This window comes from Flavobacterium commune (assembly GCF_001857965.1).
Taxonomy (GTDB): Bacteria; Bacteroidota; Bacteroidia; order Flavobacteriales; family Flavobacteriaceae; genus Flavobacterium; species Flavobacterium commune.
In genome coordinates this window covers 1,216,484-1,234,861 of record NZ_CP017774.1, presented here as the reverse complement: position 1 = coordinate 1,234,861, position 18,378 = coordinate 1,216,484, and the positions used below count along the sequence as shown (strand labels likewise).

The 18,378-nt window shown below is 34.1% G+C and carries 18 protein-coding genes; 5 read left to right on the top strand and 13 right to left on the bottom strand.

Going from position 1 to position 18,378, the window contains the following annotated elements:
- Nucleotides 1-134: 134 nt before the first annotated feature.
- The 4 genes from BIW12_RS05175 to BIW12_RS05160 form a co-directional block, all read right to left on the bottom strand.
- The gene (locus BIW12_RS05175) at nt 135-1,694 is read right to left on the bottom strand and encodes a PepSY-associated TM helix domain-containing protein (protein ID WP_071184122.1); all 1,560 of its coding nucleotides are present in this window, start codon (nt 1,692-1,694) and stop codon (nt 135-137) included.
- A gap of 3 nt (nt 1,695-1,697) precedes the next feature.
- Nucleotides 1,698-2,000: a hypothetical protein gene (locus BIW12_RS05170; protein ID WP_071184121.1), complete on the bottom strand. Its 303-nt coding sequence runs from the start codon at nt 1,998-2,000 to the stop codon at nt 1,698-1,700.
- A 13-nt stretch (nt 2,001-2,013) separates the two neighbouring features.
- Entirely contained in the window at nt 2,014-2,343 is a 330-nt protein-coding gene (locus BIW12_RS05165; RefSeq protein WP_071184120.1) for a hypothetical protein, read from the bottom strand.
- 61 nt (nt 2,344-2,404) lie between these two features.
- Nucleotides 2,405-4,864 carry a TonB-dependent receptor gene (locus BIW12_RS05160; protein WP_071184119.1) on the bottom strand — a complete coding sequence of 820 codons (2,460 nt, stop codon included), beginning with the start codon at nt 4,862-4,864 and terminating at the stop codon, nt 2,405-2,407.
- A gap of 396 nt (nt 4,865-5,260) precedes the next feature.
- On the opposite strand from BIW12_RS05160, the gene BIW12_RS05155 reads away from it, so the two are divergent.
- On the top strand, nt 5,261-5,671 hold the full coding sequence (locus BIW12_RS05155) for a carboxymuconolactone decarboxylase family protein (protein ID WP_071184118.1): 411 nt from the start codon (nt 5,261-5,263) through the stop codon (nt 5,669-5,671).
- Complete coding sequence (locus tag BIW12_RS05150) at nt 5,661-5,867, top strand: hypothetical protein (RefSeq protein WP_071184117.1); 207 nt, start codon at nt 5,661-5,663, stop codon at nt 5,865-5,867. Before BIW12_RS05155 ends, BIW12_RS05150 begins: the two co-directional genes overlap by 11 nt.
- Before the next feature lie 193 nt (nt 5,868-6,060).
- On the opposite strand, the gene BIW12_RS05145 is transcribed toward BIW12_RS05150, so the two are convergent.
- From BIW12_RS05145 to BIW12_RS05110, 8 genes are all read right to left on the bottom strand, one after another.
- Entirely contained in the window at nt 6,061-6,576 is a 516-nt protein-coding gene (locus tag BIW12_RS05145) for a hypothetical protein (protein WP_140486251.1), read from the bottom strand.
- A gap of 39 nt (nt 6,577-6,615) precedes the next feature.
- On the bottom strand, nt 6,616-7,290 hold the full coding sequence (locus tag BIW12_RS05140) for a hypothetical protein (RefSeq protein ID WP_071184115.1): 675 nt from the start codon (nt 7,288-7,290) through the stop codon (nt 6,616-6,618).
- Between the two features lie 163 nt (nt 7,291-7,453).
- A complete protein-coding gene (locus BIW12_RS05135; protein WP_071184114.1) occupies nt 7,454-8,419 on the bottom strand; it encodes a hypothetical protein in 966 nt (321 codons plus the stop codon).
- A gap of 152 nt (nt 8,420-8,571) precedes the next feature.
- A complete protein-coding gene (locus BIW12_RS05130) occupies nt 8,572-11,748 on the bottom strand; it encodes an efflux RND transporter permease subunit (RefSeq protein WP_071184113.1) in 3,177 nt (1,058 codons plus the stop codon).
- 107 nt (nt 11,749-11,855) lie between these two features.
- On the bottom strand, nt 11,856-12,923 hold the full coding sequence (locus BIW12_RS05125; RefSeq protein ID WP_071184112.1) for an efflux RND transporter periplasmic adaptor subunit: 1,068 nt from the start codon (nt 12,921-12,923) through the stop codon (nt 11,856-11,858).
- Nucleotide 12,924: 1 nt separating this feature from the next.
- Nucleotides 12,925-14,265 (bottom strand): TolC family protein, encoded by a 1,341-nt coding sequence (locus BIW12_RS05120; protein ID WP_071184111.1) that lies wholly within the window; start codon nt 14,263-14,265, stop codon nt 12,925-12,927.
- Nucleotides 14,265-14,864, bottom strand: coding sequence for a TetR/AcrR family transcriptional regulator (locus BIW12_RS05115; RefSeq protein ID WP_071184110.1), 600 nt, complete (start codon nt 14,862-14,864; stop codon nt 14,265-14,267). Before BIW12_RS05115 ends, BIW12_RS05120 begins: the two co-directional genes overlap by 1 nt.
- Nucleotides 14,865-14,894: 30 nt before the next feature.
- Complete coding sequence (locus tag BIW12_RS05110) at nt 14,895-15,416, bottom strand: YceI family protein (RefSeq protein ID WP_071184109.1); 522 nt, start codon at nt 15,414-15,416, stop codon at nt 14,895-14,897.
- A 197-nt stretch (nt 15,417-15,613) separates the two neighbouring features.
- Here BIW12_RS05110 and BIW12_RS05105 point away from each other — a divergent pair, with 197 nt between their 5' ends.
- From BIW12_RS05105 to BIW12_RS05095, 3 genes are read left to right on the top strand one after another with little or no spacing between them, the layout of a single operon-like run.
- On the top strand, nt 15,614-16,588 hold the full coding sequence (locus BIW12_RS05105; RefSeq protein ID WP_071184108.1) for a polyprenyl synthetase family protein: 975 nt from the start codon (nt 15,614-15,616) through the stop codon (nt 16,586-16,588).
- A gap of 25 nt (nt 16,589-16,613) precedes the next feature.
- Complete coding sequence (locus BIW12_RS05100) at nt 16,614-17,342, top strand: hypothetical protein (RefSeq protein ID WP_071184107.1); 729 nt, start codon at nt 16,614-16,616, stop codon at nt 17,340-17,342.
- Nucleotides 17,343-17,348: 6 nt separating this feature from the next.
- Nucleotides 17,349-17,705 (top strand): hypothetical protein, encoded by a 357-nt coding sequence (locus BIW12_RS05095; RefSeq protein ID WP_071184106.1) that lies wholly within the window; start codon nt 17,349-17,351, stop codon nt 17,703-17,705.
- Between the two features lie 75 nt (nt 17,706-17,780).
- On the opposite strand, the gene BIW12_RS05090 is transcribed toward BIW12_RS05095, so the two are convergent.
- Nucleotides 17,781-18,326 (bottom strand): hypothetical protein, encoded by a 546-nt coding sequence (locus tag BIW12_RS05090; protein WP_071184105.1) that lies wholly within the window; start codon nt 18,324-18,326, stop codon nt 17,781-17,783.
- Between the last annotated feature and the right edge of the window lie 52 nt (nt 18,327-18,378).

Genomic DNA, 18,378 nt, shown 5'->3' with positions numbered 1-18,378 from the left:
TTTTATGGGATTAATGGTCTGTTTTGTTGTTGGTTTTTAATCTCTTTAGGTTTAATTCCTCGAAGCTCTGCTTCGTTTTTTACCGCAGATTCGTAGATTATAATATGAAAATCTGCGAATCTGCGGTTGTTTTTCTAATACCTAGTGGGCTCTGCCCCGAGGCAGTTTATTTTAAATCCGGCATAGAATGTTACAGCGGAAATAACAATCCAAAAAACATCTACAAAAAACAATTGAAATTGATGATTGCCAAATGAAATCCAAAACCAATTCCCGGTTGTTAGTCCGTTGGCAATTGGAATGATAAAACCCAAAATACTTCCTGAAAGTAAACAAGCCTGATTGGTAAAACGATTGTTTTTCTTTAGAATAAAAAAGATAGACAATAACAACCAACTAATAAAATAGATACTGTATATGTTGTCTTGTCCTAATGGATAAAATACTTTGGCAGCAATAAAACTCATGGCCGTAACCGGAAACATACTCAGACAAATGGCCAGATATATGCGAACAACTCCTTCATTAAAACGTCTTTTTTTCTCAGGAACATTTTTTTTGTCTCGGGCAACCAGCCAAATCATTACTCCCGAAATAATTACAAAACAACTTAGGATTCCTAATACAAAACTGATAATTTTTAATCCATAACCTCCATAATCACCATAATGGATGCGGTACAATATGTTTTTTACACTATCCAAATAAGTCGTTTGTGTATAAGGGTCTTTTTTAGCAACTATTTCGCCAGTAGCAATTTTATAAACTATTTTGCCAATTCCGGTAAATTTCTTGTTGTATTGGATTTCGCCTTCTACTAAAACATGCATATTTGCATCGCCGTAGTTTTGAATTTCTACACGGGTGATGTCAAAATCATTCCAGTTATTTTTAGTTGCAGCAACTATTTCGTTAATACTGAAATGTTTCGTTAGCGGTTTGTTTGCAAATTCATATTCACCTGTTGTGTATTCCAGTTCTTTGTATAATTGATCCTGATCGCCTTGGTATAAAAATTGAACAGCGGGTGCAACAATAAGTAATTTAATCATAAAAAAAGCACCGGTAACCGCATATACAAATTGAAAAGGTAATCCCAACATTCCCAGTGAAGTATGCGCATCAGTCCACCAGGTTTTTAGTTTTTCTTTAGGTCTGAAAACATAAAAATTAGATATAATTTTTTTCCAATGCAATAAAACTCCGGTTATAATGGCAAACAGAAAAAATAAAGCAATAAATCCGGATAAGTAATAACCAACCGGGTAGGGAATTTGTGCCAGAAAATGCAAGCGATAAATGAATTCACCCAGATTGTATGAATCAACATAGGTTGTAGTCTTATAGGTAGTATTGTTCAGGTATAAAAACTGACTTTCTCTGGCTTTTTTTGTGGCCAGACTATCTTTAGTAGCTTCAAGACGGGCAGCAATGTTTTTTTCGTTGTGAGTCTGAGAAATAGTTATTTTTCTGCCTTGTAAGTCGTAAGCTGTATCGAGTACTTTTATTGCGTGGTCGTAATTTAATTGTATTTCATTTGAAATTACTGCCGATTCTCCACGTTCCCAACTGGCAATATCATCTCTGAAAAAAGAGAATGAACCCGCGAAAAAAATCACATACAAAACAACGCTGATAACAATTCCACTAACGGTGTGGGTGTGAAAAAAGATGTTGTAATTTCTATTACTCATGGTTTATTTTGTTATCGGATTATAGCTTTGTCCTAAGTATAGTAGTCCTGAAAAAAATAGACTTAGGCCTAAATAGATTAACCAAATTTTCCAGCCATTTTTAGCCAAAAAAGCGATTACCATCAAAGCGACCCAAACTATAAAACCACTAAAAGCCATTGTGATGATAATATTGGCTTTGTTAAACCAACTAGCCAGTGCCAGATGAAAACTAATGGAAACCAAATAACCGCCTAAAATAGCTGCGGTTATTTTGGCAAAACGTTGCCATTTGGATTGCGTTAAATATTTTGGATTAGCCGGCATTTTTTAAAGTGTGTTAAGAATAAATTTCGAAAAATAGAGCAAGTAAAAGTATTCCTAAAATAAATCGATGACTGATGATTTTCAAAGGAGCTAAAATTACAACCAGACTTCCTATAGTCATGATTTGGATTAGGAAAATAAGTGTTGAAACTCCTGTAGCTTTTAATGAAATTAAAGTGCTATAGGCAATTATTAAAATTCCTAGTCCAATAAAACGGGAAGGCTTTGCATTTTGTTGAATCCATCTTTCTATTGGAAAGTTAGTTGATAAAGTTGCTTTTTTAGAGGTATTGTACAAAACATAAAAAGCAAAAAATACAGTTAAGCTAACTAATGAAATCATAATTATTTAAATTAAGAAACAGCTTTCTTTGCATGAATAAGAAAGCTGTTTTTTTGTTTTTTTAGAATTTATAAGAGAAACTGGCAGAGGCACTCCTCATATTTCTAGGGTGAATAGTTGACCATCCATCATAGGTATCTACATTGGCAATATTGTCAATTTTTAAAGTTAAATTGAATTTGTCATTTCCATAGAAAATTGACGAATTCAATACAGTGTATTCAGGAATTGTAAAAGTCCCTGTTACTGCTCCATGAGTAATTTTGTTTTCTCCTGAATAGTTACCTCCAAAACCGATTCCGAATCCTTTTAAAGTATTTTCCTGAAAACGGTAGCTTGCCCATAAATTTGCGGTATTGTATGCGCCTGCACTGGTTGGTCTGTAACCCACTGTAGTAGCATCACCTTTGGTTACATTTGCATCAACATAGCTATATCCGGCTACAATATTGAATCCTGAGATTGGATTTGCTATAATTTCTGCTTCAAAGCCTTCATTTTTTTGAGCACCATTTTGGAAATAAGTAATATCAGTAGCAGAATTTCGGATGTTATAAACGCGGTCTGTTACTTTTATCTTGTAGTAATTAAAAGTACCATATAATTTATCTCCAAATAAATTCAATTTTGTTCCAAATTCTAACTGGTCAGCATGTTCCGGATTAAAAACACGTGGCGTTCTTGTTGTTCCATTGATATCTTCTGCAGGAGCAACGTTTGTAAATCCGTTCATGTAGTTGGCAAAAAGGGAAACTTTGTCTAAAATAGGCTGGAAAACCATACCAAATTTTGGTGAAAGTGCTGTTTGATTGTAAGTGCCATTTTGTGCATTCATAAAACGATCTACACGTAAACTTGCCATGGCAGATAAACTTGGTAAAAAGTTGATTACGTTTGAAACATAAGCACTATAAACCTCTTGTTTTGTTTTGCTATTGTTTACAGTTGCTCCGGCTAATAAGGCATCAGTTGCATTTTTACTTAATTTGCCGTTGTCTCCTGTAGTAATGTATTGAGCCGGATTAGTTATTCCAAAAACATTTTCGTTTACAGTTTGTAAATCATCATTTCCAATATATATGCGTCCGTTAACAATGTAGCCGGTACCGTTGTCAATAATTTGACGATTAAAATAATCCAATCCAGCAACAATTCGGTTTCTCATGTTTCCAATTTTGAAATCTCCGATAAAGTTTTGTTGGATATCTGTTGCTAAAGTTGTTGAGTTTTGATAATTAATATAACGGGCAAATACTACTCCTTCAGTAATAGCAGGGAACGATGTAGTTCCTTCAAACAAGTAGCTGTAATATCCTTCTGATTTTGCTGATGTTTTTGAAATTGCTGTTTGTGAAGTCCAGGAATCATTTATTTTATAGAACATTTGTCCTTGTAAATTGAATGAAGGTGTTTTGATTGACAGGTTGTTGCTGGTGTAAGAACGTTTGTTGTCATATCCTAATTCATCAATATTGTTAACTCTTAATGGAGTCGAACGGGTTAAGAATAACATGGTAGCATTAGTCGCTTCATTACTTAAAAATTCGGTGTTAATTAAGAAAGAAAGTCTGTCTGAAGCTTTGTATGACAAGGATGGAGCTACAAATAAAGCTTTTCTGAATCCGGCATCCTGAAAACTGTTTTCGCTATGGTAAGCAGTGTTGATTCTAAAATTAACCGTTTTGTCTTCGTTGAGCGGAGTGTTGATATCGGCTGTTACCCGGTTTAATCCGTATGAACCTGTAGTGTAATTAATTTCTCCTCCAAAACGCTCATAAGGAGTTTTAGTGGTAATGTTAATTAAGCCTCCGTATGAAACGATGGTGCTTCCAAATAAAGTTCCCGATGGGCCTTTGATTACTTCAATTTTATCAATGTTAGCAGGATCTAAACTACCGTTTGAGATGCCTGGTAGCCCATTAAGTGCTCTAGGCTGTACAGCAAATCCACGTAGTGAAAAATATCCCGCACCATCACTTCCACGACCTGTTGAAGTCCAAAGCGGTTGTATTCCCGGAGCATTTTTTAGTGCGTCATCAATATTGGTAACCACCTGTTCTTTTAGTAATTCAGATGAGATAGTGGTATAAACCTGCGGGTTTTCAAGATTTTTAAGTGCTAATCTTGATACTTGCTGATTTTCTTTTTTAGCAAAATGATTTTTTTTGCCTCCGTTGATAAGCACTTCGCTTAGTTCTTCTGAATTTGCAATGATAGTAGCATCTTGTGTCAGTTCCTGACCTTTAGTTAAACTTATTTTAAGTTCTTTGGTGATGTATCCAATTGCCGAAATTTTTAAGGTGTAATTTCCGGTTTTGATGTTTTTTAGCTTATAATTTCCTTTGGAATCAGTTATTGTTCCTAAGCCTGTACCTTTTAAAATTACAGAAATGTTTTCTGGAGATTGTTTGTCATTTAATGTAATTTGTCCTTTGATAGTCCCTTTTTCCTGTGCCCAGTTTGTACCTGATGACAGAACGAAGAATAAGCATAAAATAGCTAGGGTAGATTTTATTTTCATCTTATTTAGAATTGTTTTTGATAGCGCAAAAGTAAAAGCTATATTGTTATAAAACAAATAATTTTAATTCATTCTAAATAAAAAGAAGTTTTTTGAATCAAAATAAAGTCTGTATATCCACCTACAGGCTTTATTGTGTTACCGTTTTGTTTAATTTAGGTTTGATTCCAAAATAATTATGTTTTTTATGTAAAAAGCTGTTTAGTAAACAATTTGTTTCTGTCGGGCTAAGAGAAAGAAAGAACATTCAGGGCTATCAATATTTTATTCTCGTTTGTTTTTTAACTTATTGTTTTTCAGTATTTTGATTTTTATTTTGGGCTTTTTTTCGTAAATTTATAGGTCAAATTTTTATGAAATCCAGATGGTTGTAAATAATTTTAAAATCAACTAAAAATGGCAATAGCAAGGAATCGTTCAGAAGTAGAAGCCGAAATCAGAGAGTATTTAGGCATTATTCCGGGATTTATGAAAGATATTCCCGATGCTTATTTAGATTTTGAATGGGAATTATTCAAAAGCCTTCAATTAGGTGAAACGCTTATCCCTAATAAATACAAAGAATTAATGGGGGTAGCCTTACATTCAGAAACTAAATGCAGATATTGTACCTTGTTTCATACGGAGACAGCAAAACTCTTTGGTGCAACAGATGCAGAAATACAGGAAGCGGCTCATTATGCAAAAATGTCGCTTGGCTGGAGTGCCTATCTTAATGGCATGCAAACCGATTATGACGAGTTTGCCGGTGAATTGAAACAGATAGGTAATTATGTGAAAGAAAATATGGCACAACATGCACATTGAGAAAAAAAACAATCTGGTTTTTCATATTATGCTCAGCGGCTACGAATTAGCTACTTTGATTTCGGCAGCACGCTGGGTGGCTGAAGGCGCCAAAGGCGAACTTACAGCTGAGGCTATCCAACAGTTGAAACAGTTAGTTGCTAACTACGATAGAGCAGCTGATAAGCTTAGAGAACGAGAATCAAATAAAGAATAATTCTTCATTTTGATTCTCGTTTTTTTGTTGTGTTAAAATATAATTGTGGAGAAGTCAGGAGCTATTTGCTCAAAATATGATTTTTTCGAAAATCGATATTTTCTTTTATTAATTGTTTCAATTCGTATGAAGCAACACCAAGCTTTTCATTAAGCCTATTGCCTAAATCCGTTGTAGAGTGTGTTAGTGGCTGTTATTCTTCTGTTCCTAATATTTTTTTCGTTAGTTTTTTATTATGTTGTTTATCGTGAATTTTGCTACTTAATATCCAATAGATAGCAATACCTATAAAAATAGTTAGAGTTATTGACATTAAATTTAATCCAAGCAAAATATAGATTAGAATTAATAATATAGTCATTGTTATTTCAAAACCGTATTTATCTTTTTCTTCATTACGTCGTTTTAAAATCATTAAATTTCCACGCCTTTTATTTATTCTTTCTATCACTTTTTTTGTAATACTGTCAATAGAATAATACTTGTCTAGATCGGGAATTGAAAAACAAATTCCAAACTCGAGTTCAAGTTTACCCATAAATCGATAATATCGTCTAACGCCTTTAAACGTATTTTTTATTGTATTTTTTGAATGAGCTGGAAATGTAAGAAAGTCAAGAAAATGAGATGCCGAAAAGTCAGCATCAGGCTTTTGCCTTTCTTCGTTAAAGATTCTTAAAATTATATTTTTTATTTCTGTTTCAGTCATTTTATTTGTCATATGCTTGTAGCGTGTGTTAGCTGCAGCTTATGTCAGATTGAAAATATTTACTAATTCTTTATTAATGGATATTTCAGGGTCATTAGTTTCTACTTGAATTATGAAAAAACCTCTGGCACTTTTATAAAGAACCAGTAAAGTTTGCATCCTGCCATCAGGATATCGAAAGTATATATAGTCTTCAAACTTGCTATTTGTAAAACTCATTCCGTCAATAGTACCCAAGAAGCCCTTGTATGAAGAACTTTGAAATGTGTCTTGGATGGTTGAGTTCTTAGATAAATTAACATTTATTCTATTGTCAAAATTTCTTCCAAAACGCACAGCAGTCTGGGGACTACTCGTAGAGTTGAGAACTTCTCCTTTTCCATACATGATATCTATGTCTTGAGTTGATTTGTCATAATTGATAACTGCATCGGTCAATTTAATTTTGTCAAGATCGTCAAAGTGCCAAATTGAAACTAGAAAATGTTCCTTGTAAATAAAATGGCAGAGAATATCATTGTTCTTAACCCAACTTCCTTGAAAATGTGGGTCAATATCATTAATAGCGGAGTCGGTAAACAGCCATAAATACTCCTTCTGGTTGTCCCAACTTGAATGGTGTGTGTTCGTTCGGATATAAATAATAAAGTAAAAGACTATACTTAGCGGTATTGCTATAAGTAAGTATGTTTTCAATCTTTTTCTATGTTTCATTCGGGTGTGATGTCAAATAAGTTGCAGCTAACGTTCCCTTGCTACACGAGGTTTGGGATTAAATTAAGCCTATTCTTCGGATTTGCCAAATCTCCCAAATACAAAACCAACTTTTCCATTAAGCCTAATGCCCAAATCCGTTGTAGTGGCTGTTAGGCGCTGGTTATATGTTTTCAAATAGATTCAATTCTGTTTCTAATTTTGGACTATGGTTATATACATTTTGAGAAAACAAGAATTTGAATTCAGCAATTTTTATTTGAGGAATTTGGTCGAAAATAAATTTTGACATTGACCAAAATTCAAGTCTTAATGTTACTAAATCACTTAGTTCTTTGAAAATTTCTTTTTTGTTTTCTGATTTCATTTTTTTAATAAAATTGATTGTCCAATCGCAAGGATAGTCTTTATGAAACCCAACTATTACATAACTTTCATTTTCTTTCGGGAAAACATTTATAAATGATGTAGGCATAATTTGTTTTTCTTCTCTCCACTTTTTATAATTTGAATCTTTGGGGATGTTCAATTCTCCTATATTTAAAGGAACTGAAATACATAATTCTATTTTTGGAATTTTTATTGTTTCAAAATAAAATGAATCTGAGTTTTCAGAAATTATATTTTTCTCTAATTCAGTTTTAAATAGGTTCAGATTTTCAATGCCATCATTATACCCGTCAATTAGTGATTCAACTAATGGTAAAAAAGGAGGAGGAAAATGGGGTTTTAATTCGACAATCCATTCGTTTGCAATTTCTTTTCGTCTAATTTCTTGGCATAATCCACGATAACAAAAAAGTGCTTGTTGGTTTTTGTCATAGAAGTTTAAAGTGGATTCCGTTTCTATTAATTTAAAAACATTGGAATCATGTATTGCACAAAATCCTTGAAAAGTATATACGTCGTTTATTCCCACTAATTTAAAATCTGAAATTCCCTTTTCAGTCATTTCAAAGGGATTAGTTGGTATCATTTGGATTAAATGATTGTTTACAGATATTTCTCTAAGAATTCCATTTTTTTGTAAAACATGGGATTTGATTGTTTTGTGCGTACAGCCATTAAACATACAAATACGTTCTTTCTTTTCAGATTTTCTTCGGGCTTCTAAAACTGCTTTTCTCATGTTTTGGGTTAACTTGCGCCTAACTCGTTTATTGGCGAAGGTTTGTTTCGCTTTATATTTTTTGCTAATATAATAAATCCATTCCTACAAAAAACAAAGAAACCACCTAAAACAAGTTTCAGGTGGTTTCTTTTTATTAAAAATAAGTAAGATTACATGCTATGTTTAGGGTTAAAACCGTCTTCACTTAATTCTTTATGTTCGTAATCGGCAACCATTTCGGCTTCGTAATCGATTTTTTCTCCTTTAGAGAATTTAGCAATGATTTTCTCCATGATTTCATAAATCACCGGAACAATAATCAGGGTTAGGAATAAAGAAGAAATTAATCCACCAATAATTACCCAGGCTAATCCGTTTTTCCATTCGGCTCCGGCTCCTGATGCTAATGCAATTGGGAACATACCAAAAACCATCGCAATAGTTGTCATCAAAATTGGACGTAAACGGGCGTGGTTAGCCTGAATTAATGCCGTTCTGATTGATTCTCCTGCAGCTCTTCGCTGGTTGGTATAATCCACCAACATAATTGCATTTTTACAAACCAATCCAATCAACATAATGATACCTAAAATGGTAAAGATGTTTAATGAGTTGTTTGTTAAAGCCAATGCCAGCATTGCTCCAATAAACGAAAGTGGAATGGCAAACAATACCACAAACGGGTGAACAAAACTGTCATACAATCCTACCATTACTAAGTAAACTAAGATAATCGCGGCTAATAATGCAATTCCAAGTGTACCAAAACCTTCCGATTGGTTTTCCTGATCACCTCCCCAAATGTAACTTACACCGGTAGGTTTTTCTAACTTTTGTAATTTTTCTTCCCATTTTTGTACAATAGTTCCTGCCGGAACTCCAATGTTTTGACCCTGAACCGTAACCGAAGCTGTTTTATCTCTACGTTCCAGTTTACTTGGACCTGAACCTTCGGTAATTGTAGCAAATTGAGATAATTTAATTTGTTGTCCTAAATCATTGATGAAAATTAAATTACTTACATCAGTAATGTTTTTTCTGTCAAAAGCATTGTATTTAATGTTGATGTCGTATTCGTATTCTCCGGCTCTAAACTTACCGTCAGTATTTCCGCTGTAAGCTGTTTGCATGGTCATACCAACCGTTTGTAATGATAATCCAAGTGCGGCCATTTTATCGCGATCCACCTGAACGTTAATTTCCGGATTTCCATCTTCAACCGTTAATTTAATTTCGGTAGTTCCCGGGATGGTTCTTAATTCAGCTTCGGCTAATTTGGCAAATTTCATAGCACTTTCCACATTAGGCCCGGTAACAATTAATCCAAGAGTTGCATCTTCGGCAGATCCCATAATACCTACAGGAACCGTTTTTACTTTGGCACCAACTAATACTTTTTCTAATTGGCGTTTCATTTTAGCAGCATAAACGGATGCTTCATCAGTACGTTCTGACTGATCAATCATTTTTACATCAATCTCCGCCTTGTAAGTGGTTGCCTGAGAAGCTCCCATTCCTTCTGAAGTTTGACCTACAGTTGTAATTTGGCTATGAACATATTTTTGTTGTTTCAAATAAGCTTCTGCTTTTTGCGTCATGAAGTTAGTTTGTTCCAATGAAGCATCTTTAGGCATTTCTATTTGCACTAAAAACTCTCCACTATCTGAGGCAGCAAAGAATTCTCCTCCAATAAAACCACCACCCATTAATCCAAATGTAGAAGTAATGAATAATACTAATACAATCAGGATGGTTTTGATGTAATGGTTTAAACTCCATTCTAGAATTTCAGTCACCCAATTGGTAAAACGAGTTAACAAACTTTCGAAACCAAGAATAATTCTTCCAAAAAGATTTTTTCCTTCAATATGTTCCAGTTTTCCAAAACGGGAAGACAACCATGGAATGATGGTAAACGATGCTAAAAGTGATAATAAAGTAGAAATTACCACCGTCATACAGAACTGTGTAATAATATTCGATACTAATCCGCTACTCATAGCGATAGGTAAAAATACCACCACAATTACTAAGGTAATCGAAGTTACTGTTCCACCAATTTCGGCAGTTCCGTCAAAAGAGGCGCGAATACGGCTTTTACCCATTTCCATGTGCCTGTAAATGTTTTCCAATACCACAATGGCATCATCCACCAGAATACCTACTACCAAAGATAATCCTAATAAACTCATTAAGTTTAAGGTGTATCCTAAAAGATAGATACCAATAAAAGTAGCAATCAAAGAAGCCGGAATAGAAATCATTACAATTAATGAGTTTCTAATACTGTGCAGGAAGAATAACATTACTAATGCCACCAGGATTACGGCAATTAATAAATCATGTAGTACAGAGTCGGCTGCTTCCAATGTGAAAATAGTACTGTCTTTAGCCGTTTCTAACTGTAAATCATTTACCTTATAATCACTTTCTAATTTCTCAACGGTTTTTGCAACCAGTTCACTCACCGCTACGGCATTAGCATCTGATTGTTTCACAATTTGCAATACAATGGCACTTTTTTGATCGACACGTGCAATTTTTTCAGCAATTTTTTGAGTGTCCTGTACATCGGCAATATCCTGTAAACGAATCTGAATTCCGTTTTTAGAAGAAACTACCAGGTTTCTTAATTCGTCAACACTTTTGTATTTACCCGCTAAACGAATTAGAATTTTTTGCTCACGGGTTTGGATGTTTCCGGTAGGGAAATCAAGGTTAGATGCTAAAATGATTTGTTGTACTTGTGGAACCGATAAACCGTAACCCTGCATTTTAGTGGCGTCAAGATTTACCTGGATTTCACGTTCCTGACCACCAATAATATTTACTTGCGCTACCCCTTGAACACGCGATAAAACAGGGGCAATTTTTTTATCAATTAAGTCATAAAAAGCAGCCTCATCCATTTTCCCGTTAGCACCAATAGTAATAATTGGCATATCACTCAGCGAGAATTTATTCAATGAAGGTGTTTTGGCATCATCGGGTAAGTCACTTAAAATGGCGTTGATTTTTCGTTGGGCATCGTTCATCGAGACATCCACATTCGCATTCGAAGTTAATGTGATAGAAACCACCGAAAGACTTTCGTATGATTTAGAGTCAATTTTCTTGATGTTTTCTAAAGATGCGATGGCATCCTCCATTTTCTTGGTAACTGTGTTTTCAACTTCACTGGGAGAAGCTCCGGGATAAACTGTTGAAACTGTAATTACATTCATTTCAAATTTTGGAATCAATTCATAGCCCAGCTGGCTATAACTGAATAGTCCTCCAAGGATTAGTATCGTAAAGAGAACGATAACTAACGAAGGACGTTTTATGGATATTTCGGCTAATTTCATATGTTTCTTTTATATTTTTATGGAGTCCTTAGTTTTTAGTCCCCAGTTCTTTGTATTGAGTACTTAGATATTTTACTAGGTACTAAGGACTAAGGACTTTGTACGAATTACTTAATAACCTCTATTTTACTTCCTTCCTGTAAGTTGATTTGTCCCGTTGTAATAACCGTTTCACCATCTGATAAACCGTTTAGAATCTCTACTTTGTCACCTAGAATTCTTCCCGCAGTAACTGTTTTTAATTTAGCAATTCCATTTTCGGCTACAAAAACCTGATTACTGCTCACACTACCTACAAAAGCTGTTCTTGGTACTACCTTCATGGTTTGTTTTTGTTGTGCCGATTTGAAAACGGCAGTTCCATACATACCCGCTTTAAGGTCGTTGTTGGCATTGTTTGTAATTTCAATTTCAACCGGGAAATTCAGACTGCTGTCGGCTTTAGCAGCGATAAAAGTAATTTTTCCAGAGAATTCTTTGTCGGGATAAACACTGCTGGTTACAGTAATATTATTGCCTGTTCTTAAATTAGCTACCTGTGCTTCGTTTACTGTTACTTTTAATTTTAAAGTATTTACGTTTACAATTTCGAACATTTTAGTAGGAGGCATAGCAGCAAGCATTGAACCCGGTTCGATCAATTTTGCATTAATGATTCCGCTTATAGGAGCTTTAATTCGGGTGTCACCTACATTAATTTTAGCTTGTTTGTAGTTAGCTTCAGCGTTAGTCAAAGCTACTTTTGCCTGATCGAGTTGTTGTTTAGTAACACCGCCTGTTTTATAAGCATTATCAAAGCGGTTGTAATCAGATTTTGCATTTTGGTAAGCAGCTTCGGCGGCCTGAGCATTAACATTAATAGCATCACCTCTCATGATGGCTAATGTTTGTCCTACCGTTACGCGATCTCCTTCTTTAGCCAAAACTTTAATTACTTTTCCTGAATTTTCAGCTTCTAAGCTTAGTTCTTGTTTGGGTTCAAAATTTCCGTTGGCAACAAAATCCAGTGAAACTTCTTCCGTTTTTACAGCAGCCACTTTTACGGATACGCTGGCGTTTTTCTCGGCAACAATAGCAATTTTTGCTTCGTTTTCGGCTTTATTCTTAGTTAAAATAAATCCTATTAGAGCTAATGAAGCTATAATGACAATTCCGGTAGTTATGTATTTTTTCATGTTATTTATTTATAAGAGTTTTTAGTTCGCCTTTTGATTTGATAAGTTTGATTTCTGCCAGTTTGTAATCTAAAGTGGCAGCAGTATAATTGTTCTGAGCTTCGATTGAAGCATTTTCAGCATCCAATAAATCGGTTAATGATGCCAGACCTTGTAAGTAATTGTTGTTGATGTTTTTCAGGATTTCATCAGCCAGTCTCATGTTTTCTTTTTGATTTTGAAGTGTGATGATGCTGTTTTCAATTTGGGTTTTGGCATTTTTATAATCCAAATCCAATGCTAATTGAGTGTCTTTAATATCTTCCTGAATTGTTCTTAGTTCCACATCAGCCTGTCTTACCTTAGCTCTGGTTCCAAAACCGGAGAAAATAGGCACTCTTAAGTTCAGTCCTATAGAAGAGAAATCAGACCAATAAACACCATTAGAAGGTTTTGCAAATAAAGGCATTTCAGCTCCCTGACCAATGTAATTGTAGTTTGCAGAAAGAGAAAGTGTAGGGTAGTAACCCGCAATTACTGATTTTTTTTGCAGTTCTAGTAATTCTTCCTGTTTTTTCAATATTAAAAATTCAGTTCTGTTAGTCACATTTGGAGCTTCAGTAAAGGCTGCCGGAGTTACTTCAAATTCTGATTGTGGAATCTCTATTAGAGCATCAATAGGCATTCCGATATAGAATTTTAGAGCATTTTCCTGTAGTTGAACCGAATTGATTATTTGCTGTTTTTGAGTGTTGATGTTAGACAAGTTTACCGTCATTCGGTCTAAGTCAATTTTTTTAGCTAAACCATTATCAAATTGACCTTTAACAATATCACGTACTTTAGTTGTTGTTTTTAAATTTGTTTCGACCAAAGCTAATTTTTGACGCAACACATAGACCTGATAGTAATTGTTGGCTACTCTTTCAATTACTTCTTCTTCGGTTAATTGATTGTTAATTTGGTAAAATTCACGAGTGGTTCTGGCTGCTTTTAAACCTGTAAAAACCGATTGATCAAACAAAGCTTGTGTTAAAGAAACTCCTGCTGTAGAAGTCCATTTTTGTCCAAAAGCCGCCTGGATAGTTGTTCCAGGGGCATTAAAAGCTGCTCCGTCAATAACAGTTGTCTGGATTACCGGATTGTAAGTCATGTTTCCGTTGGCTGAAATTTGTGGTAAAGCTCTGGAACGTACTTCCTGAATTTGGTACTCGCTGTTTTCAATTTTTAATTTGGCTTTTTTAGCATCTGCCTTGTTTTCAAGGGCATATTTAATCGCATCTTTGAGTGTTAGCGATGTTTTTTCCTGTGCATTTACAATACTTGCAAATGTTAGAATGGTTATTATCAGTAATTGCTTCATTATTTAGTTATATTAAGTAAATTTTTTTCTAATTCGATAATTCCTGCTGGTGTTGCCATAGCTCTGGTGTGGTATTCCAGTGCTTCGAGTTCAATTCTTTTTGCCTCTTTTTCAGAGCTTGTATTTTCGTTAATATGGAAGATTAAAATATAGTAAAATTTTACATAGGTTTCAATATCAAGGTTTTTTCGATACAAACCTTCTGCAATTCCTTTTTCTATATTTTGTCTAAAACAATATTCGCATTGGTTGACTTCCTGTTCTAATACTCTTTGATAGATTTCGGGATAATGCTTTTTTAATTGGAAAATAGGTGAGCTGTCGGCACTGTTGTTAAAAAGTTCGCCAAATGTTTTTCGGATTTCAAAATTTTCATGAATGGCGTTGTAGTTTTTAGCTACTATGGTGTCGATTAACTCGTGTACTTGTTTATGGACGAGTTCGGTGCTTTCTTGAATCAGTACTTCTTTATTGCAAAAATATTTGTAAATGGTTTTTTTAGAAATACACATTTCTCCTGCAATGTCGTCCATTGTGATGCTTTTAAACCCCAGTTTTAAAAACATTTCACTTGCTTTGGCTATAATTTTCTCTTTCATTTTCTCTTAATCAATAATTATATTTTTTTGTTAAATTCCAAATTCAACATTAGCTACTAGTTTGATGTCTTGTCCTGTTGTTAATCCGTTATTGGAATGAAAAGAATTAGATGCTAATCCAAAATCTTTTCTGTTAATATCGGCGGTGAGCTCAAATGCCAGTTTTTTATTTCCGTCTAATGAATCGGTTTCTATCAATTCTACGTCAAGTTCAACAGTTTTAGTGATGTCCTTAATAGTTAAATCGCCTTTTAAAAAGTTGATGTTTTTATTGATTTTTTGAAATGAGGTCGATTTAAAACTGATGGTTGGATATTGATTTACATCAAAAAAATCGTTTAGTTTTAAATAGTTGCTAAACTGCTCCAGCTTTGATTCTCTGTTTTTTACGTCCAATGAAAAGGCTATTACAGCGTCTTCAATTTCATTGTTGTGAAAATCGGCATGCCCCTGAAAATTATTCACTGTTCCTCCGAGGTAAGCAATTATTGAATGTTTCATTCTGATTAAAACATCGGATTGATTTGAATTGACTTTCCATTTTGTTTTCATGCTTCTTCTTTATTTGTCGTATTCAATAATTTTGTTTTTAGCTAACGAATTTGATTGTTAAATTCTGTGCAAATATAGAACGGAAACTTTAAACACCAAAACAGTTTCCAATGTATTTAAGATAATTTAACATTTCATTTATAAACGAAGTTTGTAATCCAGTGTTAATGCTGTAAATTAGCCCCAAAATTAAGTTTATGCACTCCGTTAGTCAATATCAAGAATTTGTAATAGAATATCTTCAGTCACAATTAGAAATTAAAGAGCCTAAAAATTTATACGAACCTATACATTATATATTAGGACTTGGGGGCAAAAGAATTCGTCCTGTTTTAACGATTATGAGTGCTGAAATTTTTGATGTTTCTTATAAAAAAGCTTTGCCGGCAGCATTGGCGGTTGAGGTTTTTCATAACTTTTCGTTGGTGCATGATGATATTATGGATGATGCGCCATTGAGAAGAGGAAATACTACGGTGCACGAAAAATGGGATACTAATACAGCTATTTTATCAGGGGATGCCATGTTAATTTTGGCTTACCAATATTTTGAATACTACGAGCCAAAGATTTTTAGAAAATTAGCTAAATTATTTAGTAAAACGGCTTTGCAGGTTTGCGAAGGTCAGCAGCTGGATGTGGATTTTGAGACGCGTCAGGATGTGACGATTCCCGAATACATGAAAATGATTGAATACAAAACCGCAGTTCTTGTGGCAGCAGCTATAAAAATGGGTGCCATTATTGCGGAAGCTTCCACTGAAAATTCCGATTTGATTTATGATTTCGGATTGCATTTAGGTTTGGCTTTCCAGTTACAAGACGATTATTTAGATGCTTTTGGTGATCCGGAAACTTTTGGAAAACAAGTGGGTGGTGATATCATTGAGAATAAAAAAACCTATTTGTATTTAAAAACGATGGAATTTGCCGATGAAGCCGATAAGCAAAAACTAAGTGATTTGTTTTCGAATAAAGTTATTGATAATTCGGTTAAGATTGAGCAAACAAAAGAGTTGTTTGTGAATTCAGGTGCTGCTGTAGCAACACAAAAAGCAATTGAAGCATATACTTTTAAGGCTTTTGAATTATTAGATCAAATGAAGATTAAAGAAGATAAGAGGGAAATCTTGAGGGCTTTTGGGCAAAGGTTGATGGGAAGAAAAGTTTAGTTAGCTAATAGTTTAATCAGGTTTTGTGGGTGAATTTATAACGACTCTTAACAATCAAAAAACTTCTGTAAGTACAAAACTGCAATTGGTTTATGCTTGCTGTTTTCCTTTTTTTACGATTTTGGCGTTAGGAATTGATTCGGTTTCATTTACTAATCAGTATTTTGACGGAAGGCAGATTACTAATGTTTTAGCGGTTCTTTATTTTCTTGGTTTTTATTCGGTATCCAATCTTACATTGCGAAGATTGATGCTGGTAATGCTTGGTTTGTCGTATATAGGCGAGTTGATTTTTTGTAAGTTACTCGGGATGTATGAATATCGTACACCTATGATTCCTTTATATGTGCCTTTTGGTCATGCTGTTGTATATGCTTCCGGTTATGTGTATGCTCATGCTGTTTGGTCATTAGAAAAAGAATTGCATCTGCGGAAATATTTTCTTTGGTTTTTTGCTCTTTTGTTTTTGGGTGTAGGGCTGTTCTTGAAGGATTTTTTTTCAATGATGTTTGGATTGCTGTTTTTTGTGCTTTTAAAGAGAAAGCGTTGGCAGAATCTGTATTGTTTTATAGCACTTTGTGTGGTGTTTATTGAATTGGTTGGGACTTATTTTAAATGTTGGACCTGGGTTCCTGATATTTTTGGGTGTATTCCAACTTCTAATCCTCCTATGGGAGCGGTTTTTTTCTATGCAGGAGGCGATGTGTTGCTGGCAAAGATTGTAAAAACCTGGGAAAATAAAAAAGTAAAGTAAAATAATATGAATTTCGTAGCACCAAAAAATTCCGATTTATTGCTTTGTGAAGCCAAAGATGAAAATCTGTATCTTAAATTAATCGAACAATTAAATAAGGATTTTAATCTGGCTAATGAAGGAGTTGATTTTCCTATGAGTATTTCTCCTGAGGAATTGAAAATCCAGTTGCATGAAAAAATCTATCGATTGATTCAGTACAAGTTTGCTGAATATCTGAATCTGCTGTATGTGATTGATGTTTCGGAAGAAGAGGTTAAAAAACTTGACGGTTCTGATTTGGTTATTCTGGCTGAACAGGTTTCTTTTTTAATCCTAAAAAGAGAATGGCAAAAGGTGTGGTTTAGAAATAATTTTAAGTAAGGTACTTTGTTTTGCTTCAATTAAAAATATTGCAATTGTTTTAGAGTCTTAGCTACTTACTACTCAGTTCCTTTTCTAAAAATAAAACCTCACAAAAGGCATAAAGGCATCGCTGTAAGCGCTTTTGTTTTCATCGTGTAAAACATTGTATCTAGCGCCTATAGTTACATTTCCACTGCGATAACCCGCTCCTAAAAACAAACCGGTATTCCAGAAGTTGCTGCTGAAATTGTTGTCGCCAATCCCTTTTACATTGACTCTTAATTGTTCCAGTTCGGCCGAAAGCTGGACTTCAGGAATAGGGTTGAATAAGGTAATCAGGCTTCCGCCGTATAGATTGGAATTGTAAAAATCTTTTTGTTTTACATAAGTATATTGTGCGCCAAGACCTACTGCGAAATATTCGTTGACATTGTAAATGGCACTCGGTGCTACTGATATATCGGTGTATCTGTTGCCGAAACTTAATCCTAATCCGCCTCCAAATTGTACTTTTTGCCAGAAATCACTATTTGATTTAAAGCCTGAATTTTGATATTGAGCGGATAATTGAGTAGAAATGAATACTAATAAGGCAGTTAAAATTGATTTTGAAACGATTGAAGCGTATTTTTTTCTCATAAGTATTGAGGTATTTAACATTTTAACAGTTAAAAGTGTTTTAATTTTCAAG